Below are 22039 nucleotides of genomic sequence, written 5' to 3' on the forward strand. Positions count from 1 at the left end.
GTAAAACCCAAGAATTTGAGATGATTCACCATTATTATTTATGTATAATTTTATAATGAAATTTACAATTTGTCCAAAAATTAAATTTAACGACATAAAAAAGCCAAGCTTAAATATAGGCGAAGATGACTCATAAAATTCATTAAAATCTATTGATTGTAAACTAAATGAAAACTTCCTTGTAAAATAAATAGTGAAAAACAAAAGAACAAAACTTGAATACAACATTGACCAAATTATTCCTTCAAATCTTAAAAAATAATAGATTATTACTGAACCTATTGAGGTAAAAAAAGCAATTACAATAGTGCTCCAGGCAAGCGCATTAATATTATTAATACCTTGAAGAATAGACAATCTAGCATTAGAAAAACTAGTTAGCAAAAAATATAAAGACAAAATAACAAACCAATGTTGCTTATTGTATGAACCAAATGTATAATAACTTAATGTTTTACTAAACAATAATGAAATTATTGCACCTAATAAACCAATGAAAATTGCCATTTTTTGTAGTGTAGCAATTGTCTTTGATAATTTTATAGTATTTGAAGAATCATGATTTAAAGCAACTTCTCTTGTTGCTGTTTTTAAAAATTCAAAATTGGTAATAGCAAGAATAATATTTACAGCATTATTTAAAAGTGAAACTACACCAATTCCAATTGGACCAATAAAAACAGCAATGAATTTGGAACTAATCATAGATATAAGTAGTTTTATTATCTGCATTACTCCAAAAACTCCTGTAGCTTTTAAAATTGAATGGTATGATATATCTTTGGATTGACTCATAAATGTAATTTTAATCTAAAACACAACCAATTTTAATATATTCATCTTTAAAACTCTTTACCCAATCTGACCAATCTTTTGATTTTATTCTTTTTTCTAAATCGTTTTCTAAAATTGTAATTATTTCTTTTTCATTGATATCTTTAGGTAAAGAAAGTAAACTATCAAATTGGTTATTATACCATGCTTCATTAATAATTTTATTAAAGATAAACATATCAACATTTCCATAATATCGCTCTTTATGTTGATTTGTTGCAGAAGAAATAAAACCTGTTTTTAATATTTCTTTTTTATAATGTCCAAAATTAATCTTTTCTCTTTGTTTATAAAAAAACTTTACTGCATTGAATGTCTGCAATCCTTCATCAATTTTGTTTTGATGATTAATCCATAATTTATTAAAGTATTTATTATTAAAAATTGCTCCAGAAACTGAATAAATTGAATAATAAGCTAATCGTTTTTCTTCAGTATTTATTTTTAAAAAACGTAATGTTTTTCTAATTTTAAATCTATCAAATTTGTAAAAAATAAAATAATAGAATGCTGGAATTATTGTCATAAGTTTTGGTTTTATAATGACAATATTGTTTTTTATAACTTCTTCTTTACTTTTATTAATCTTTGAATTTCCTAACCAAAATAATTTTGTAAAAACTAAATTGTTTTCCAAAATATCAATTTCTACTTCTTTAATATCAATGTCATCAACAAACCAAATATCATCCTCTAATAAAATAAAATTATCAGAAGCTTTTTTAGCTTGCTCTACCCAAAAATTTATCGGAATTAAATATTCATTAGGTTTTATTCCTTGAGAAGTAAATTTTTGCTTTTTATCATAAAAATCTGATTTAATAATTTCAACAAATGGATATTTTGATGAAATTTTATTTAAAAACAATTCAGGAGTACCATCATCTAATATCATTATATTACCATTCCAATTTTTAACATGCTTTGAAATAGAATACAAACATCTGTCAAGGTAATATGGTCTATTAAACGATTTTATTAGTATGTCCATATTTTTATAAACTTCCAATTATTTTTGCTGGATTACCTGCAGCAATTGAATTTGGCGGTATACTTTTAGTAATAATCGAACCATTTCCAATTACAGTATTTCTTCCAATAGTAACTCCTTTTAAAATAGTTACATTATCCCCAAGAAAAACATTCTCTTCAATATTAACTTCTTTTCCGTCTAGTAATTCTTTTGTTCTATTATTTAAATCTAAAAAATGACCATCATTGTCAATAATTGAACAATTAATTCCTATTAAAATATTATTTCCAATAAAAATCTTAGAATTTGCTTCGGCTGTAAAACCATTATTTATAGAAACGTTATCGCCAATAATAATTTCACTATTTTTATTTCTGGCTTCTAAATAAGTATAGTGAGAATAAAAAAGTGGAGAATTAACAACACCAATTTGCACATTTTTTCCAAAACTTATTCTTCCTTTTCCAGATAACAATAGTGGATGGAAACATATTGGAATTCCTGTAACATTTTCACAATCCGAAAGCAATTTATATTTCCAAATTCGAAATTTTACAAAAAACAATTGTTTAAACTTATTTAAAATCCCCATTTAATAAGTATTTAAAATTTCAATTATATACTCAACCTCATCATCAGTCATTACAGTACTTATTGGCAAACTCAAAACTTCATCATGTATTTTCTCGGTTATTGGAAACGACATGTCATTCCATGATGAAAATGCTTTTTGCTTGTGTGGAGCAATTGGGTAATGAATTAAAGTTTCAATACCATTATCAGATAAATACTGTTGCAATTCATTTCGGTTTTGTGTTCTAATTACAAACAAATGAAAAACATGATTCTCTGAAAAATCCCATTTTGGCAATACAATTTTATCGTTTTTTATTTCAGTTAAATAACTTGTTGCAATAGTTTCTCTTCTAAAATTATCTGCGTCTAAAAAAGGTAATTTTACGTTTAAAAAAGCAGCTTGAAGTTCGTCCAATCTTGAATTAAATCCAATAAAATCATTGTGGTATTTCTTTTCAGAACCATAATTTCTTATAGAAAAAATTACTTTCGAAAGTGCTTCATCATTGGTTGTTATTGCTCCAGCATCACCAAGAGCACCAAGATTTTTGGCTGGATAAAAACTAAAAGCAGCAGCGTTTGATAAATTTCCGGCTTTATAATTTTCATTTTCTACAAACTGATTACTCGACGCTGAATACTGAGTACTTGCACCATGAGCTTGAGCTGCATCTTCAATAACTAATAAATTATTTTGTTTTGCAATTGCATTTATTTTATCCATTTCGGCCAACTGACCATATAAATGAACTGCTAAAATAGCTTTGGTTTTAGATGTAATTTTCTCCTGAATCAAATCGGGATTAATATTGTAAGTTTCTAATCTTGGCTCTACCAAAACCGGAATTAAATCGGCTTGCAAAATAGCCAAAATACTAGCAATATATGTATTTGCAGGCACAATAACTTCATCACCTTTTTGTAGTTTCCCTAACTGTATGTATGCTTTAAAAATTAAAATTAAAGCATCCAAACCATTTCCTACTCCAATACAATATTTAGTTTCACAATAATTAGCAAAATTTTGTTCAAATTCTTTTACTTCATCACCAAGAATAAACCATCCTTTATCTAGAACCAATTTCATTTTTTCTTGAAACTGCTCTTCATATTGTTCGTTTATTTTTTGTAAATCTAGAAATTTAATCATATTTATTAATTTCTCTTAGTTGCAGTTTATTTCTATACAAAAATTAGTGTTACTTGGTTTCTTTTTTTGAGGCAAATTTTTACTTTTAATAATCATTTCATAAAAAAAATAAATACGTTCCTGCTTAGAAAGATTTAAAAAATCTTCTAATTGTTTTTTATTGCTTTCTACTTTTGATTGAAAATTTATTTGCAAAGCCATAATTCAAATTTACATATTTTATAACAATACATTTTCTAATCTAGAATAATTCTTAGTTTGAACTTCATAAAAATTTTGAACAACTGTTTTTGCTCCAAAACTTTCTTTCCAAAAAAGTAATCCTTCGTTAATTTTTCTTCCTTGCTCTTCATTAGAAATGCCAAAATCGAAGAAGTTTTTATCTTTGAAAACGTCAGTAATTAAATAATGGTATAAAAAATCTAAACTTCCCAACTCGTTTTTATCTTTATTTCCAGAGATATATTGAGGATGAGCTACTTTATCAGTAACAAAAACTGTTGTTCCTGCAACTATTTTTTCATTATGATAAACATTAAAATGTCTAATGTTATTGGGAAAAAGTGAATGCAATAAAGTTATTTCTTCAACTGAATGAACTGGTTTTACTTCATGCTTTTTGTCAAGATTCGGAATCAAAATATCCTTCCAAAACAATTCGAAATTTAATTCTTCCTTGATAATTAAGTTGTTTCTTTCGCCACGACGAATACTTTCTCTTCGAGTTTTAGAAATAAAATAAGGTTTTGATAAATCAAGTGTAGAAAGTGAATCGGCACGAATTATTTTAGAATTTACTAAAAAAAGACAATATTCCAGTTCATTTGAAAAATTATCACAATAAAAACTCGGAAGTATTTTTATAATTAATTTTTCAATATTGTTTTCATTTAAAAACAATAAAAGACTTCTAAAAATTGAAATTGTAGTGCTCAGTTTTGCTTTTTGATTTAAAACCAAACCTCCATAAGTTAATCCTTGATGTGAATAAAGCATATCTTCTACTCTATTTGCTGGCAAAACTGCAACTAATTTTTCATCGTCAAAAACCAGCAAAGAATTGTCTAGAAATCTATCTTTATGGTATTCTATATAACTTCTTTGAAACAAAAAAGTAGCATTTTTGGCAACACTTATAAAAGTATTCCAAACATCAAAATCTTGTGGCTTATATTGTCTAACTTGGTATTGTTTCACTACTGATTTTTAAACTTGGGAAAATTACATAATTATTTAATACTAAAACCATTTTTAAAAATACTAATAATTAAAATTAAATGACTAATTTAGATTTAAATATTGCTATTTGAAAGTGAATTTAAAACTTCTTTTTATTGTTTTTAGTATAATTTTCTTCAATTTTTGCTCAACTTATGGGCAAACGGTTTCTTTATACAATCAATTTAATGGACGATTTGATTTTACTTTTATAGGAAATACAATGAATGTTCAAGAAAATGGTGCTAATGATCCTTGTGTTATTTTAACAAGTTCATCAGCAAATTTTACATTAAATACTGGTGATGTTGTAGAAAGTGCTTATTTATATTGGGCAGGTTCAGGAACTGGTGATTTTAATGTAAATTTAAACGGAAATCCAATCGTTGCCGAAAGAAATTTTGATTTGATACTAGCAAGTTCAGGAATGCCATTTTTTAGTGCTTTTGCAAATGTAACTTCAATTGTTCAAAGCACTGGAACCGCAGATTATACTTTATCAAATTTAGATGTTTCAAGTTTTTTAAACGTAAATGATTATTGCAATAACGGAACCAATTTTGCAGGTTGGGCAATTGTAATTGTATATAAAAACGATGCTTTGCCACTAAACCAACTCAACGTTTATGATGGTTTACAAAATGTGCCAAGTGTATTATCGATAAATCTTAATAGTTTAAATGTTATTGATAATGCCGATGCCAAAATTGGTTTTGTTGCTTGGGAAGGAGATAGAAATATTGCGGTAAATGAAACATTAACAATAAACGGAAATCCAATAAGTAATCCTCCATTAAATCCTGTAAATAATGCTTTTAATGGTACAAATAGCATAACCGGAAGTTCTACTTTATACAATATGGATTTAGATATTTATGATATTGAAAATAATATTGCAATTGGCGATACATCTGCAATAATTCAACTCACTTCTGGTCAAGACTTTGTAATGATAAACACAGTTGTAACAAAACTTAACAGTCAACTTGCAGATGCAACTATTAGTATTGACGCAATAAATCAAGAATGCAATTCAAGAACTATTGTTGTTGATTTTACCGTTTATAATAATTTTAGTACCAATGAGCTTCCATCTGGAGTTCCAATTGCAGTTTATATCAACGGACAATTTATACAATATACAGAAACTATTTTACCAATTCCAATTGATGGTAGTTGGAGCAGTCAAGTTACAATTACAATTCCTGATTCAATTCCTGATGGTTTTACGCTTCAATTTGTGGTTGATGATGATGGAACTGGTGTCGGAATTGTTACTGAATTACTCGAAAACAACAATACCGATGAAGCAATTATTACTTTTTTAAACAGTCCAACTTATAATGATTTGCAACCCTTAGTTTCATGTAATGAAGGTTTAACTTCGGGAACTTTTAATTTTTTGAATTATGACGAATTAGTTTTAGCCAACACAAACGATATTTTTATTGGTTATTACGAAACTGCTTTGGATGCAGAAAACAATGTAAATCAAATTTTAAATACTACTAATTATTTTTCAAACTTTACGCCAAGAGAAATTTTTATTAGAATAGAAAATGAAAATTGTTTTATTATCACTTCATTTTTATTAACTGTAGAGAATTGTCCGCCAATTGTTTATAATTATATTTCGGCAAATGGTGACGGAATCAATGATGCTTTTTTTATTGAAGGTTTACGAGATATTTTTGTGAATTTTGAATTAGAAATTTACAACCGTTGGGGAAGAAAAGTTTGGACAGGAAACAACAATACCGATGATTGGAATGGTTTTTCTAATAAAGGTTATAGATTTGACGATAACAATTCTCCAAAAGGAACTTTTTATTATGTTCTTCATCTAAATGATATTAATTATCCTGAACCTTTAAATGGATATTTATATTTTACAAAATAATAACATTTGTATCTTTACAAAAAAATAATTGCTTTGAAACAGATAACTTCAATACAAAATCCATTAATAAAATCGTTAGTTCAACTTCAAGAAAAAGCAAAAACTAGAAAGCAAACTGGCACTTTTTTAATAGAAGGAAAACGAGAAATTGAATTGGCAATTAAAGGAAATTATGAGCTAGAAAGCATATTGTTTTTACCCGAATTAGTTTCAGAATCTGAATTAAAAATATTTATTGAAAATAAAATTGAATTAATAGAAATCAATAAAGAAGTTTACCAAAAACTTGCATATCGAGATACAACTGAAGGAATTCTTGCCATTGCCAAAACCAAATCATTAGAATTATTAGATTTAAAATTGCCAAAAAACCCTTTACTATTAGTGATGGAATCTATTGAAAAACCTGGTAATATAGGAGCAATTTTACGAACCTGTGATGCTGCAAATATTGATGCTGTGATAATTGCAAACCCAAAAACCGATTTGTATAATCCAAATATTATTCGCTCTAGCGTTGGCTGCATTTTTACCAACCAAATTGTAACAGCATCGACAGAAGCTACAATAAAATTTTTAGAAGATAAAAATATAGCTATATTTGCTGCTACATTACAGAACTCCAAATTCTATCATTTACAAGATTATTCTACACCAACTGCACTAGTTGTTGGCACAGAAGCTACAGGATTAACTCAAGCTTGGCGTGATGCTGCAAAGCAAAATGTCATTATTCCAATGCATGGCGAAATCGATTCTATGAATGTTTCAGTTGCATCAGCAATTTTATTGTTTGAAGCTAAAAGACAAAGAGGATATTAGAATTTTCAACTTAATTAAACATCATGAAAAAATTATTTTTTACTTCAATTGTATTAATTGTAACCGCTCTTTCGTTTGCTCAAATTTCTGAATCTAAACTTGATGATGTTGTAACAAAAACTATGAAAACCTTTAATGTTCCTGGAATTGCAGTTGCAATTATAAAAGATGGAAAAATAGTAATTTCTAAAGGTTATGGAGTTTCTAGTATTAAAACACAACAAAAAGTTGACGGAAATACTCTTTTTGGAATAGCTTCCAACAGTAAAGCATTTACATCCGCAGCTCTAGCAATGTTAGTTGATGAAGGAAAAATAAATTGGGATGATAAAGTTATTAAACATATTCCAGAATTTAAAATGTATAATGATTATGTTACCAATGAATTTACAATTCGTGATTTATTAACACACCGAAGCGGACTTGGTCTTGGTGCTGGCGATTTAATGATTTGGCCTGACGGACATAATTTTACTCCAAAAGACATTATTAAAAACATTCAATACCTAAAACCTGTTTCTGCTTTTAGATCTAAATATGATTATGACAATTTATTATATGTAATTGCAGGTGAAGTAATAGAACGAGTTTCTGGAATATCATGGTGCGAATTTGTTGAAACTAGAATCATGAAACCATTACAAATGAACAACAGCGCAGCTTCATGGAACAGATTAAAAGACACAACAAACACTATAGTTCCTCATGTTCCAACAGATGGAAAATTAGAAATAATAAAACGATACACTAATCCAATTTTTGACGCAGCAGCAGGAATTTATACCAGTACAAATGATTTAAGTAAGTGGTTAATTGCACAACTTCAGAACGGAAAATATGGCGAAAACCAAATGCTTTATAGTGCAAAACAACATAAAGAAATGTGGACATCACAAACCATACTTCCAAACAGAGAATCTTTTCCTTATAAATGCAATTTTACAACTTATGGATTGGGTTGGAGATTGAATGATTTAAATGGACATCTTCAAGTTTCCCACACTGGCGGATTAGACGGAATTGTAACACAAACAATTATGATTCCAGATTTGCAATTAGGTATTATTGTTTTAACAAATCAACAATCTGGAACAGCATTTACAGTAATATCCAATACAATTAAAGATAGTTATTTAGCATTGCCAGAGTTTGATCATTTAGCCAATTTAAGCTCAGATAGAAAACAAAAAGAAGATGATGCCGATAAAATAACCGATGAAGTTTGGAAAGAAGTAACCAAAAACAAAAGTATTAAAATTGATACCAAAAAATATATTGGTAACTATAAAGATAATTGGTTTGGAGAAGTAACAATTTATGAAAATAAAGGAAAATTATATTTTAAATCTTTACGTTCACCAAGACTTATAGGTGAAATTTACTTTTATAAAGACCAAAATTTTGTAGTAAAATGGAACAATAGAACATTTCATGCTGATGCACATATTTTTTTCGATTTAGATTCAAATCAAACTGTAAATCATTTCAAGATGAAAGCCATTTCGCCATTGACAGATTTTAGTTATGACTTTCATGATTTGGATTTTAATAAATTGTAATTTCTAAAATATAGATTTGAAAATAATTTTTAAATTAGATTTTTTTTATTGATGTTTCAATAATAATTCTTATTTTTAGTGAATTGAAGTAAAACTATGACAGAGATAGAACTAGAAGAAGAAAAAAAAGCATTAACTCGTGAATACAAAGAACTACTTCGCATTAGTTATCAAACACTTACACTAGATGATAAAAAATTAATACGAAAAGCATTTGATGTAGCAGTTGATGCACACAAAGATCAAAGACGCAAATCTGGCGAAGCTTACATCTTTCATCCAATTGGTGTTGCCAAAATTGTAGCATCTGAAATTGGTCTTGGAGCAACAGGAATTGCCGCAGCATTACTTCATGATGTTGTAGAAGATACTGATATAACAATTCAAGACATCGAAAAACAATTTAATCCCAAAATTGCTCAACTTGTTGAAGGATTGACCAAAATTTCTCAGGTTAAAAAAGACATGAACATTTCAATGCAAGCCGAAAATTTTCGCAAAATGCTATTGACACTCAATGACGATGTTCGTGTTATTCTAATAAAAATTGCAGATAGATTGCACAATATGCAAACTATGGATTCGATGCCCGATTATAAACAAGTAAAAATCGCATCAGAAACCTTATACATTTATGCTCCACTAGCACATCGCCTTGGTTTGTATAATATTAAAACTAAACTAGAAGATTTAGGATTAAAATATACAGAACCAGATGTTTACAATGATATTGTAAGTAAAATTAAAGAAACCAAAGAAGAACAAGACGAATATATTAAACTAGTTTCAGATGTTTTAAAAAAATCTTTAAATGATGAAGAAGTTGAATGTGTAATAAAAGGTCGTCCAAAATCTATTTATTCCATTAGAAGAAAAATGTTGGCTCAAAATGTAAGTTTTGATGAAGTTTATGACAAATTTGCGCTGCGCATCATTTATAAATCTAATCAACATGATGAAAAATTTCTTGCCTGGAAAATTTATTCAATTGTAACAGATCATTACCGTCCAAGTCCAAGTCGACTGCGTGATTGGATTTCATCTCCAAAATCTACAGGATATGAAGCATTACACATAACAGTAATGGGACCAAAAGGAAGATGGATAGAAGTTCAAGTGCGAAGTGAACGAATGGATGAAATTGCCGAAAAAGGTTATGCAGCACATTATAAATATAAACAAGGAGCAAACGAGGAAAACGGTTTGGATGTTTGGTTAAATTTACTAAAAGAAGCATTAGAAAATTCTGAAACAAATGCAGTAGATTTTGTTGAAGATTTTAAAATGAATTTATATGCTAAAGAAATTTTTGTTTTTACACCTAAAGGCGAAATAAAATCGTTGCCCAAAGGAGCAACATCTTTAGACTTTGCATTTAGTATTCATTCAGAAGTTGGAATAAAAACTCGCGGAACACGTGTAAACGGAAAATTAGTTCCTCTAAATTATGAACTAAAAAGTGGAGACCAAATAGAAATTATTACATCTATAAATCAAAAACCAACTATAAACTGGCTAGATTATGTAACAACTTCAAGAGCAAAAAACAAAATTAGAAACGTTCTAAACGAAAATACCAAGAAAATTGCCGAAGAAGGAAAAGAATTATTAACTAGAAAATTAAAACATTTAAAAATTACTTTAAATGAAAATGTAGTTAATGAATTAGTTAATTTTTTCAAACTTAGAACAAGCTTAGATTTATTTTATAGAGTAGGAATTGGTTCTATTGAAAATCAACAATTAAAAGATTATGCTGCTCAAAAAAGCAATACACTTATTAATTTCTTTAAAAATAAAATAAAACGTTCGCCAACTTCAAATCAAGAAGAAATAAACAAGCAGGTATTAAGCAATAATTATGATTTATTGGTTTTTGGAAAAGAACAAGACAAACTAGATTATAAACTTTCTTCCTGTTGCAATCCAATTCCTGGTGATGAAGTATTTGGATTTGTAACTATAAATGAAGGAATAAAAGTTCATAAAAAAGATTGTCCAAACGCAATTAGCATGCAATCCAATTATGCTTACCGAATAATGCAAGCCAAATGGATAGACTCGTCACAACAAGAATATAAAGCCATTCTAAAAATTACTGGAATGGATACTTTGGGATTAACCAATGAATTAACCAAAGTCATTTCTAACCAAATGCACGTAAATATTCAAAGTATTTCTTTAAGTGGTGAAGCAGGAATTTTTAACGGACAAGTAACTGTAGTAGTTCAAAACAACACTATTTTGAAAAAATTAATTGATAATATCAAGAAAATTGACGGAATAGACAAAGTTACAAGAGTTAATAAAAATTAGTCTATTTCAAATTAAACTAAACATTATTAACAACTAGTTTATAACTTTAATACTAAGTTTAGTCATTATACTTTTAAACTTCTAAACTAAAATTTATCTTTGCCAAATATGACACTAATTGCTATTGATAATACTAAAAATCAAGAAACTGTAAAAAATGTATTTACAGCTTATCTTGAAACCAAAGGACACCGAAAAACTCCTGAACGCTATGCTATTTTGCAAGAAATTTACAATAGCGAAGAACATTTTGATATTGAAAATTTATATCTCAAAATGAAAAATAAAAATTATCGAGTTTCCAGAGCTACTTTATACAATACAATAGAATTACTTCTTGATTGCGGATTGGTTCGTAAACACCAATTTGGACAAAATCAAGCGCACTACGAAAAGTCCTATTTTGACAAACAACACGATCATATAATCATGACCGATTCTGGAGAAGTAATAGAATTTTGCGATCCAAGAATTCAAACTATAAAAAAAACCATAGAAGAAATTTTTAATATTGACATCAATAGTCATTCATTATATTTTTATGGTACAAAAAAACCGTAGATACGTAGCATTGCAACGCATCTCTTAAAAAATCAGACACGTTGCAATGCAACGTATCTACATAAAAATAAAAAAATGACCGTAGATTTATTATTAGGATTACAATGGGGTGATGAAGGAAAAGGTAAAATTGTAGACGTTCTTACTTCCAAATATGATATTATTGCTCGTTTTCAAGGCGGACCAAATGCTGGACACACTTTAGAATTTGACGGAATAAAACACGTTTTAAGAACTATTCCTTCTGGAATTTTTCACGATAATAATATCAATGTAATTGGAAACGGAGTTGTAATTGATCCTGTAGTTTTTAAAACTGAAATTGATGGTTTAGCAAAATTTAATCTAGATTTAAAATCCAAATTAATTATTTCTCGAAAAGCACATTTAATTCTTCCAACGCACAGATTACTTGATGCAGCAAGCGAAGCATCTAAAGGAAAAGCCAAAATTGGTTCTACATTAAAAGGAATTGGACCAACTTATATGGACAAAACTGGTAGAAATGGAATTCGTGTTGGTGATATAGAACTTGCAGATTTTAAAGAAAAATACCGTGCTTTGGCTAACAAACACGAAGAAATGATAAAGTTCTATGATGTTTCTATTCAATATAATTTACCCGAATTAGAAAAAGAATTTTTTGAAGCCATTGAAGAATTAAAAAAATTAGATTTTATAGATAGTGAAGAATATTTGCATCAAGCACAAAAAGCAGGAAAATCAATTCTTTGCGAAGGTGCACAAGGTTCTTTATTAGATGTGGATTTTGGAACTTATCCATTTGTAACTTCATCTAATACTACTGCTGCTGGTGCTTGTACAGGTTTAGGAATTGCACCAAATAAAATAAAAGAAGTCTACGGAATTTTTAAAGCATATACAACAAGAGTTGGAAGCGGACCATTTCCTACAGAAGATTTTGAAGAAGCTGGCGATTTAATGGCAAGCGTTGGAAACGAATTTGGTTCTGTAACAGGAAGAAAAAGACGTTGTGGTTGGCTAGATTTAGTGGCTTTGAAATATGCAATTCAAATTAATGGAGTAACTCAATTAATGATGATGAAAGGTGATGTACTTTCCGGATTTGAAACTTTAAAAGTTTGTACATCTTATAATTATAAAGGAAATACTATTCAACATTTACCATACAATATTGAAGAAGAAAATGTAACACCAATTTATTCTGAATTCAAAGGATGGCAAGCTGATTTAACCGGAATGACAACTTACAATGAACTTCCAAAAGAGTTAAAAGATTATATAGAATTTATAGAAAAAGAAGTTGAAGTTCCAATAAAGATTGTTTCTGTTGGACCAGATAGAAAGCAAACCATTTTGAAATAAAAATTAAAGGATTTACAAATTTTGTGAATCCTTTTTTTATATCTGTTTGATTTAAATAACTAATGTATATTTGAAACACTAAACTCTGCGATGGTTTTTAACCTTGCAGCGAATAAATTAATATTTATAATCTAAAAAAGTTTGGTATTTAATTTTTACAGAATTAATTCAATTATTAACTTTTTAAATTTGACTGCGAGGTTAAAAACCATCGCAGAGCATAATTTAAAAAACAAATGTATATTTGAAATATCAAAAATCAATTTCTTGAAAAAACAGTACATTTTATTTTCTTTCTTATTTACTTTATTTTCTTGTAGAACAGATAGAGGAAATCAAGATGCTGGTAATTATCCTTTATATTCAATATCTGGAACTAAAATTTTAAATTCAGGAATTCCTAAACAATTTATTGGAGCAAACGCCTTGCACACATTTGGTGGAGAAAGTAATGACATGAATTCTTGGAACCTTGATATTGTTAGAGAATTTGTTGGAAACATGAACGAAAATCCAATTTCTGGTAGCACAATTCAAGATTCTAATGGTGCTTTTTTACATTCACTTCAAGATATTGTAGACAATAATAGATTGAATAATAAAGTTACTATTCTGTGTGCTTTTGGCTGGAACGGAACCAATGAAACTATGTTTACCGGAAAAAGACCAACTCAAACTTTTTGGTGGAATGATTATAAACTAAAACTTGAACAATGGGCAATTCATTTTAAAAATCAACCCGATGTTTGGCTAGAAGTTTGGAACGAACCATATCGATATGACAGAGCAGATGGTTATACAGATGAAATTTGGCAAAGCGATATGAATCAATTAGTTGACGTCATTAGAAGTTCAAATAATGAAAATATAATTTTAATTCCTTGTGCAGAACAAGGTCAAGATGAAAGTGTTCTTATAAATAAAGGTGCTGTTTTTTTAAGCAATAAAACCAATATATTATTTGATGTTCATGCTTATGAAAAATGGCTCTTGGTTAATGATGCAATAGTTGAAACTCGTCTTCAAAATTTAAAAATAAATAATTTACCAATAATCTTTGGAGAAATTGCACCAATGAATGCTAGCGTTTTAATGAATACGCAACCGTTACTTTCTAAAATTCACAATCGCGGTTTATCAGTTTGTGCTTGGCTTTGGAAATATGACGAAAATGATACTGATGCTTTATTAACATCAACTGGTTTATCTAATGATACAGCTAATAATAATTGGGGAAGTATTTATAAAAGTTTGAGTTTAGATAGTCGAAATCCTTGATGTATCAAAATTTGTTAAACTCCTTAACATCACTTATCAAAAAAGTATCCTCAGATTTGATTACTTTTATTTCTCTTAGGTAATCTATTTTAATATGTGTATCGCTTAAAGTTACATCAAATAGATATTCATTTTCAATGGTACTCTTTAAAGATTTACAATTGATAACTTCAATTTTACCCCAATCTTGTCCAGAAATTAAAAATCCAGAACCAATGCCAGCATATTTTGTGTCATACTTGTCTTTCCATTTCTTTTCAAAATCTTCAAGTGTCAATGCTTCATCTGTATCTAAATCAACATTAGTAGCTTCGGTTTTATATTCTTCATAAGATTTAGTTGTTATTCCGTTCATTGTAGGAAAATCTTCTTTAAAATAAGAATCAATAGTTTTTAAAATCCATTTCTTTGCATTTTCTTCTTCATTAGTTTCTAAATCTTCAGTTTTTAGCTTTTCAGTTTGATTTTTTTCATCATTTAAACTTGTTGATTTTTGTTCTTTCTGACAAGAATTAAGTAACAATATTGCACTTAATAATGGAATTAGTTTTTTCATAAGTTGTGTTTTTTTATTTACAACTTAAAAATAAAACTCTCACTTGCTTGTAAACTAACCTTCACAGAACCTTCACCATTTTCTACTTTCAAGAAAGTTTCACTTCCATACAATTGATCTTTTAATGGATAATTTCCATCTTTTAGTTTCCAATTTTTAATAACATTAGCTGGAATTTTTAATCCAAAACTACTGTTCGTATCTGATGAAAAATTAGTAACAATGATTAATTTTTCAGTTGCAGACCAACGCACATAAGAATATAATTCTTGATCATAATTGGCAGTTTCTTTTCTGTTTATAGTTTGAATTTCTTCAAATTTTCCCATTAATGCTGAACTGTTTTTAGTGAAATTTAATAACCGTTTGTAAAAATCTCTTAAATCTTTTTCACTTTGTGATAATTTTTCTCCATCAAATTTTCCTGTATTCATCCATCGTTGGTGGTTTGGAACTCCTATATAATCATAAATTGAAGTTCTAGAATGTGTTCCAAAGCCAGCATTTTCATTTCCTGCTTCGCCAACTTCTTGACCAAAATATATCATTGTTGGCGATGTTCCAATAGTTGCCGAAACTACCATTAATGGCTTTCCTTTTTCTGGAGTTCCAGCAAATTCTGGACTTGCCAATCGTTGTTCATCATGATTATCTAAAAAATGCAACATATGATGTTCAATATCAGACAATCCTTTTTGAATTTCAGATAATCCATCAGGATTTTTCTTTCCGTGAATAATGTCTTTTAAATAATCATAAGTTTCTACTTTATCATACAAATAATCCATTTTACCAAACTTAATATAATTTCTATATTCCTTTGGATTGTAAACTTCGGCCAACAAAAAAGCTTTTGGGTTTTTCATTTTTATTGCCGAATTCATATAACTCCAAAACTCATAAGGAACCATTTCTGCCATATCATATCTAAAACCATCAACTCCTTTGGCAGTCCAATATAAAGCAATATCTCTAAATTTTATCCAAGAACTTGGTACACTTTTTCCTTTCCAAAACTCGTAATGTTCTTTAATCGATTTAGTATCAAAACCTGCTGGTAATTCAGTAAAATCTTTGCTTCCATCTGGTTTTATTCCATAATTTACTTTTACTGTTTCATACCAATCATTAATGTCTGGTTTTGCCATTCTTGAACCATTTCCTGTCCATTTTGCAGGATTTTCATTAAATTTTCCATCAATCAACGAATTGTTTTCTCCATTTAATGGTTTATATTTATCTGATGTTGGCACTTGAAATGCTTGTCCCGGAATGTAATAAAAGTTATTATCTCTTGTATATTCAACATTCACATTATCATCAGCTCCAAAATCTTTAATTCCAACAGGATTAGACTTTCCTTCATATTTTCTAGCAATATGATTGGGAACAATATCAATTATTAATTTCAATCCGTTTTTGTGAGTTCTTGTAATTAATGCTTCAAATTCTTGCAATCTATTAGCTGGATTAACCGCCAAATCTGGATTTACATTATAATAATCTTTCACTGCATAAGGCGATCCTGCTCGACCTTTCACAACCTCAGGATCATCATTAGAAATTCCAAATTTGGTATAATCATTCACCAATGCGTGATGTGGAACACCTGTGTACCAAATATGTGTAACTCCAAGATTTTTAATTTCGGTTAATGCTTTATCTGTAAAATCATTGAATTTTCCAACTCCATTTTCTTCAATTGTTCCCCAAGGCACATTGTTAGTATTTGTATTTCCAAATAATCTTGTAAAAACTTGATAAACTATTTTCTTCTTTTCCACAACGGCAACTTTTTTGGTTTTAGATTTATATTTTGATTTTTTTATTTGAGCATTGGCTGATAATGTCAACCCAATTAATGCTAACAAAAGAACTTTTTTCATAATAAGGTGTTTTATTTTCACTATGCAACAAATATAAAAATTTGAAACTCATTTCTAACATGTAATAAAAAAATCTTAATAACGATATGAGTTGACTCTATTTTCATAAATTTGCTTCAAAATTATATTCCTTGAAAAAACATATCTTATTTATTATCATAATTCTTTTTGAATTTTCGATTGCAGTTGCACAAGAAGCAAGTAAAATAATAATTGAAAATTCAGATTTTTCAGATCTTAACGAAATTGAACTTCCTGGTGCTTTTTTACTCACCGGAAATGTTCGTGCCGTTCATGATGGAGTTGTTTTAACTTGCAATAAAGCATATTATTATAAAGACGAAAATTATCTAAAAGCATTTGGCGATGTTCAAATGGTTCAAGGTGATACTTTGTATATGAACAGTAAATATGCCGAGTATAACGGAAATGTAAAACAAGCTTTTGCCACAGGAAATGTTTCTTTACGTTCACCCGAAATGTCTTTGGTTACAGACACTATAAACTTTGATAGAGTTAGTCAAGAAGCATATTATAATTCTTATGGAACAATTATCAATAAAGAAAACACTTTAAAAAGTAAATCGGGAAGATATTATGTAAACCAAAAAAAATATAAATTTTTAACCGCAGTAACCATAACAAATCCGAAATATCTAATAAAATCAAACCACTTAGATTATTATACCAATTCTGGTCATTCCTATCTTTTTGGTCCATCAACAATTACTAGTAAAGAAAATTTTATTTATACCGAAAAAGGATTTTATGACACCAAAAAAAACAAAGCACATTTTGTAAAAAATTCTTATATAAAATACAACGACAGATTAATAAAAGGCGATAGTTTATTTTATGATAGAAATAGAGAATTTGCATCTGCAACCAGAAATGTAAAAATTACAGATTCTATAAACAAAGCAATAATAAAAGGACATTATGGAGAAGTTTATAGAAATAAAGACTCACTTTTTATTACTAAAAGAGCATCGGTTCGTTATTTAATTGAAAAAGATTCAATGTTTATTCACGGAAAAAAAATAGTTGTTACTGGAAAAGAAGGAAATAGAATAGTTCGTGGTTACAACAATGTCAGATTTTTTAAAACCGATATGAGTGGAAAATGTGATTCTATACATTCTGACCAAAAAAGAGCATTAACACAACTTATAGGAAAACCAATTCTTTGGAACAACGAAAACCAAATGACTGGAGATGTTATGCATTTAATTGGAAATAATACAACCGAAAAACTCGACTCATTAAAAGTTTTAAATAATGCATTTATTATTTCTAAAGACACTATTGGAACAGGTTTTAATCAAGTGAAAGGACAAAATCTTTACGGAAAATTTAAAGAAAATAAGCTCAACGAAGTAGATGTTGTTAAAAACACTGAAGTTATTTATTACATGCGAAATGACGAACAAGAACTCATTGGAATAAATAAAAATGTTAGCAGCAAAATCAACATGATAATTGATGATAAAAGTAAAATTGAAACTATAACATTTTTTAAAGAAGTTGATGGCGATATTTATCCCGAAAAAGATTTACCCGAAAATGCTCGAAAACTTCGCGGATTTATTTGGCGTGGCGATGAAAGATTAAAAACTAAAGAAGATATTTTTCCGCCAGAAGAAGATCAATATCAATCTAAAGCCGAAAAAGAAAAGAAAGCAGAAATGTCTCTTGATGATGTGCCAATGGAAATTCGAAAAGAAACATTGGAATATGATAAGAAAAATCCACCATTGAAAAGTATTAAATAATCAAAAAACTTATTTCTGTTTTTAGAAGTACTATTTAAAATGTAATTTCTAAACTATTAATAACCTAATCTTTCAAACTTGAATCCAGATTTCTTAAAATACCAAGCACAAACATCACAATATCCATTAGGAATGGAAATTTCGCATGCTTTAGGATCTTATATTTATGACACAAACAATAAAAAATATTTAGATTTTGTTGCTGGAGTTTCAGCTTGTTCGCTTGGTCATCAAAACAAACGTGTTAATGATGCAATAAAAAACCAATTGGACAAATATTCTCATGTTATGGTTTATGGCGAGTATTCTCAAAGTCCAGCTGTAAATTATTGTAAATTATTGGTCGAAAATTTGCCTCCAACATTAAACAAAGTTTACCTTGTAAATTCAGGAACAGAAGCTTGCGAAGGCGCATTAAAACTAGTTAGAAGAGTTACAGGAAGAAGCCAATTAATATCTTGTCATAATGCCTATCATGGAAATACTATGGGTTCGATGAGTGTTATGGGATTTGAAGAACGTAAACAAGTTTTTCGTCCATTAATTCCAGATGTTGATTTTATTACCTTTAATAGTGAAGATGATATTCAAAAAATAACCACCAAAACTGCAGGAATAATTCTAGAAAGTATTCAAGGTGGTGCAGGATTCATTCAACCCGAAAATGATTTTTTAGCCAAAATAAAAAAACGCTGCGAAGAAGTTGGAGCATTAATGATAATAGATGAAATTCAACCTGGATTTGGTCGCACCGGAAAATTATTTGGGTTTGAAAACTATAATGTCATTCCAGACGTAATTATAATAGGAAAAGGAATGGCTGGCGGAATGCCTTGTGGTGCTTTTGTTGCCAATGAAAAACATATGGATTTACTAAGTAACAATCCAAAACTTGGTCACATAACAACATTTGGCGGTCATCCTGTCATTGCGGCAGCTTGTCTAGCAACATTGCAAGAAGTGATAGAAAAAGACTATACAAATTTGTCATTAATCAAAGAAAAACTATTTAGGCAGCTTTTGGTACATCCTTTGATAAAAGAAATAAGAGGAAAAGGATTAATGCTTGCAATAATGACAAGTGATGCAGAAATAACAAATCAAGTTATTTTGCGATGTCAAGAAAAGGGATTAATTTTATTTTGGTTATTGTTTGAAGCAAAGGCAATTAGAATTACACCACCATTAACAATATCTGAAGATGAAATTCGTGAAGGTTGTAAAATCATATTGAATGTTATGGATGAGTTAATTTAGCTTAATGTTACAAGTTAAAAAATTAGTTTATCAAACCTAATTAGCAACGTGAAACGTAAAACTTGAAACTTAAAACAAAAAATATTCCTTGTTAATTAAATTGTTAAAAACAAAAACAAAAAAAACTCATATCATCAAGATTATATTTACCTTTATATAAGCTAATCAATACAAAAACAGTATGCAATTAAGCGACGAAGAAGACGACTACCAATTATCATTATCAAAATTTGAATCTATGTTGAAAACCAACAAGGTTCTGTTTTTTGATTCAGAAGAATTTGAAGAAATTATTCTGCATTATCTTGATATGGGAAAAGCAAATTTGGCAAAAAAAGCATTAAAATTAGCTTTAGAACAACATCCCAAATCTACTGGTTTAAAACTAGTTCAGGTAGAAATGTTGGTTTATGAAGACAAACTCGAAATAGCTGAGAAAATGCTAAACGAATTGTTTGCAATTGAACCAACAAACGAAGAAATTTACATTCAAAAAGCTAATATTTTTTCTAAACGAGACAACCACGAAAAAGCGGTAGAACTACTTCAAGAAGCATTACAATATACCGAAGATTATTCAGATGTTTACAACCTAATTGGTATGGAATATCTATTTATGGATAATCTTGAATTAGCAAAAGAAAATTTTATCAAATGTCTTGAAGAAGATTTTGAAGACCAATCTGCACTTTACAACGTTGTTTATTGTTATGAGTTTTTAGACCAAAATCAAGAAGCAATAGATTATTTAGAAAAATATATTGATAAAAATCCTTATGCAGAAATCGCTTGGCATCAAATTGGACGATTGAGTTATGGATTAAAAAAATATGAAGAAGCAATTCGAGCTTTTGAATTTGCAACCTATATTGATGATGAATTTCTTGGAGCTTTTATGGAAAACGGAAAAGCACTTGAGCGTTTAAAACGTTATGATGAAGCAATAAAAAATTATCAACGAACAATTGAATTAGACGATCCAACATCATACGCATTGTTACGAATTGGAAAATGTCATGAAAAATTAGGAAACAAAGCCGAAGCATTAAAATATTTCAATAGAACTGTTCATGAAGATCCACTATTAGATAAAGGTTGGATTGCTATAACAGATTTTTATGTTCGCCAAAAAAATTACAAGAAAGCATTACAATTTGTAAATAAAGCGTTGGCAATAGACAATCAAAATCGTGCTTATTGGAAGCGTTTTGCAACCATAAACAAAGCAATGAATTTGTTTGAAGAAGCCGAATTTGGATATAGAAAAGCTGTTGAACTTGGTGATGTAAACATTGATACTTGGCTTTTTTGGATTGATATTTTGCAATTTTTAGGCGAATTCGATTCAGCAATAATGACTTTACTTCAAGCATCCGAGTTTTTTCCAGAAAGACATGAAATAGAATATCGTTTGGCTGGAATTTATTTTATGCTTAACGAAGAAGAAAAAGCTTCATTTCATCTTAGCAATGCTATGCGATTAAACTATAAAAATAATACGCTAATTGAAGAATTATTTCCTGTTGTGTGGAAACGAAAAAATGTTCAAGATTATATAAAAAAATACAAGAAAAAATAGAATTGTTTTGCAAAAAAATAAAAAATTTGGATTAATCGGTAGAGATATTTCCTATTCATTTTCTAAAAAATATTTTACAGAAAAATTCTCACAACAATTATTTGATGATTGTATTTATGAAAATTTTGATATTTCATCAATAGAAGAATTTCCAAATATTATAAAAAACAACACCAATCTTAAAGGATTGAATGTCACCATTCCTTATAAAGTAGCAATACTTCCGTATTTAAGTTCTATATCCGAGAAAGCAACCCAAATTGGCGCTGTAAACGTAATTCATTTTACAAAAAAAGGAAACCTAAAGGGTTACAATTCTGATTGGTATGGGTTTAAAAAATCTTTACAACCACTACTCCAATCGCATCATAAAAAAGCATTAATTCTTGGCAATGGTGGCGCAGCTAAAGCCATTGGGTTTGCTCTTGAAAAAATGGGTATTTTTTACACTTTTG

The 22039-nt window shown here is 28.6% G+C and carries 18 protein-coding genes; 11 read left to right on the plus strand and 7 right to left on the minus strand.

Going from position 1 to position 22039, the window contains the following annotated elements; genetic code table 11:
• From ACH2BO_RS05370 to ACH2BO_RS05390, 5 genes are all read right to left on the minus strand, one after another.
• Positions 1–795, minus strand: a 795-nt coding sequence (locus ACH2BO_RS05370) for an oligosaccharide flippase family protein (RefSeq protein WP_395043722.1), incomplete at its 3' end; no start/stop codon positions are given.
• Positions 796–805: 10 nt separating this feature from the next.
• A complete protein-coding gene (locus ACH2BO_RS05375) occupies positions 806–1825 on the minus strand; it encodes a hypothetical protein (RefSeq protein ID WP_395043723.1) in 1020 nt (339 codons plus the stop codon).
• Between the two features lie 4 nt (positions 1826–1829).
• Entirely contained in the window at positions 1830–2399 is a 570-nt protein-coding gene (locus ACH2BO_RS05380; RefSeq protein ID WP_395043724.1) for an acyltransferase, read from the minus strand.
• On the minus strand, positions 2400–3533 hold the full coding sequence (locus tag ACH2BO_RS05385; protein ID WP_395043725.1) for a DegT/DnrJ/EryC1/StrS family aminotransferase: 1134 nt from the start codon (positions 3531–3533) through the stop codon (positions 2400–2402). It lies immediately after the preceding gene.
• 219 nt (positions 3534–3752) lie between these two features.
• Positions 3753–4730 carry a GNAT family N-acetyltransferase gene (locus ACH2BO_RS05390; RefSeq protein ID WP_395043726.1) on the minus strand — a complete coding sequence of 326 codons (978 nt, stop codon included), beginning with the start codon at positions 4728–4730 and terminating at the stop codon, positions 3753–3755.
• Positions 4731–4845: 115 nt separating this feature from the next.
• On the opposite strand from ACH2BO_RS05390, the gene ACH2BO_RS05395 reads away from it, so the two are divergent.
• From ACH2BO_RS05395 to ACH2BO_RS05425, 7 genes are all read left to right on the plus strand, one after another.
• Entirely contained in the window at positions 4846–6651 is a 1806-nt protein-coding gene (locus tag ACH2BO_RS05395; RefSeq protein WP_395043727.1) for a gliding motility-associated C-terminal domain-containing protein, read from the plus strand.
• A 33-nt stretch (positions 6652–6684) separates the two neighbouring features.
• Positions 6685–7473, plus strand: coding sequence for a TrmH family RNA methyltransferase (locus tag ACH2BO_RS05400; RefSeq protein WP_395043728.1), 789 nt, complete (start codon positions 6685–6687; stop codon positions 7471–7473).
• Positions 7474–7496: 23 nt separating this feature from the next.
• Entirely contained in the window at positions 7497–9032 is a 1536-nt protein-coding gene (locus ACH2BO_RS05405; RefSeq protein WP_395043729.1) for a serine hydrolase, read from the plus strand.
• 96 nt (positions 9033–9128) lie between these two features.
• Positions 9129–11348: a RelA/SpoT family protein gene (locus tag ACH2BO_RS05410; RefSeq protein ID WP_395043730.1), complete on the plus strand. Its 2220-nt coding sequence runs from the start codon at positions 9129–9131 to the stop codon at positions 11346–11348.
• Positions 11349–11456: 108 nt separating this feature from the next.
• A complete protein-coding gene (locus ACH2BO_RS05415) occupies positions 11457–11909 on the plus strand; it encodes a Fur family transcriptional regulator (protein ID WP_395043731.1) in 453 nt (150 codons plus the stop codon).
• A gap of 75 nt (positions 11910–11984) precedes the next feature.
• A complete protein-coding gene (locus tag ACH2BO_RS05420; protein ID WP_395043732.1) occupies positions 11985–13256 on the plus strand; it encodes an adenylosuccinate synthase in 1272 nt (423 codons plus the stop codon).
• 267 nt (positions 13257–13523) lie between these two features.
• Positions 13524–14534: a cellulase family glycosylhydrolase gene (locus ACH2BO_RS05425; RefSeq protein WP_395043733.1), complete on the plus strand. Its 1011-nt coding sequence runs from the start codon at positions 13524–13526 to the stop codon at positions 14532–14534.
• 4 nt (positions 14535–14538) lie between these two features.
• Here ACH2BO_RS05425 and ACH2BO_RS05430 read toward each other — a convergent pair whose 3' ends face one another.
• Positions 14539–15090 (minus strand): hypothetical protein, encoded by a 552-nt coding sequence (locus ACH2BO_RS05430; protein ID WP_395043734.1) that lies wholly within the window; start codon positions 15088–15090, stop codon positions 14539–14541.
• Positions 15091–15107: 17 nt separating this feature from the next.
• On the minus strand, positions 15108–16976 hold the full coding sequence (locus ACH2BO_RS05435; protein ID WP_395043735.1) for an alpha-amylase family protein: 1869 nt from the start codon (positions 16974–16976) through the stop codon (positions 15108–15110).
• 131 nt (positions 16977–17107) lie between these two features.
• Between ACH2BO_RS05435 and ACH2BO_RS05440 the strand changes: the two genes are divergently transcribed.
• From ACH2BO_RS05440 to ACH2BO_RS05455, 4 genes are all read left to right on the plus strand, one after another.
• Positions 17108–18748 carry an OstA-like protein gene (locus ACH2BO_RS05440; protein WP_395043736.1) on the plus strand — a complete coding sequence of 547 codons (1641 nt, stop codon included), beginning with the start codon at positions 17108–17110 and terminating at the stop codon, positions 18746–18748.
• A gap of 78 nt (positions 18749–18826) precedes the next feature.
• The gene (locus tag ACH2BO_RS05445) at positions 18827–20005 is read left to right on the plus strand and encodes an aspartate aminotransferase family protein (RefSeq protein WP_395043737.1); all 1179 of its coding nucleotides are present in this window, start codon (positions 18827–18829) and stop codon (positions 20003–20005) included.
• 181 nt (positions 20006–20186) lie between these two features.
• Complete coding sequence (locus ACH2BO_RS05450; protein WP_395043738.1) at positions 20187–21584, plus strand: tetratricopeptide repeat protein; 1398 nt, start codon at positions 20187–20189, stop codon at positions 21582–21584.
• A 1-nt stretch (position 21585) separates the two neighbouring features.
• On the plus strand, positions 21586–22039 hold a 454-nt coding region (locus ACH2BO_RS05455), incomplete at its 3' end, for a shikimate dehydrogenase family protein (protein WP_395043739.1).

It is taken from the genome of Flavobacterium sp. (assembly GCF_043773265.1).
Lineage (GTDB): Bacteria > Bacteroidota > Bacteroidia > Flavobacteriales > Flavobacteriaceae > Flavobacterium.

Bases quoted from the DNA above. Each gene is read 5' to 3' on its own strand.
- ACH2BO_RS05375 (WP_395043723.1), bottom strand. From the start codon at position 1,825: ATGGACATACTAATAAAATCGTTTAATAGACCATATTACCTTGACAGA.
- ACH2BO_RS05380 (WP_395043724.1), bottom strand. From the start codon at position 2,399: ATGGGGATTTTAAATAAGTTTAAACAATTGTTTTTTGTAAAATTTCGA.
- ACH2BO_RS05385 (WP_395043725.1), bottom strand. From the start codon at position 3,533: ATGATTAAATTTCTAGATTTACAAAAAATAAACGAACAATATGAAGAG.
- ACH2BO_RS05405 (WP_395043729.1), top strand. From the start codon at position 7,497: ATGAAAAAATTATTTTTTACTTCAATTGTATTAATTGTAACCGCTCTT.
- ACH2BO_RS05410 (WP_395043730.1), top strand. From the start codon at position 9,129: ATGACAGAGATAGAACTAGAAGAAGAAAAAAAAGCATTAACTCGTGAA.
- ACH2BO_RS05415 (WP_395043731.1), top strand. From the start codon at position 11,457: ATGACACTAATTGCTATTGATAATACTAAAAATCAAGAAACTGTAAAA.
- ACH2BO_RS05420 (WP_395043732.1), top strand. From the start codon at position 11,985: ATGACCGTAGATTTATTATTAGGATTACAATGGGGTGATGAAGGAAAA.
- ACH2BO_RS05430 (WP_395043734.1), bottom strand. From the start codon at position 15,090: ATGAAAAAACTAATTCCATTATTAAGTGCAATATTGTTACTTAATTCT.
- ACH2BO_RS05435 (WP_395043735.1), bottom strand. From the start codon at position 16,976: ATGAAAAAAGTTCTTTTGTTAGCATTAATTGGGTTGACATTATCAGCC.
- ACH2BO_RS05450 (WP_395043738.1), top strand. From the start codon at position 20,187: ATGCAATTAAGCGACGAAGAAGACGACTACCAATTATCATTATCAAAA.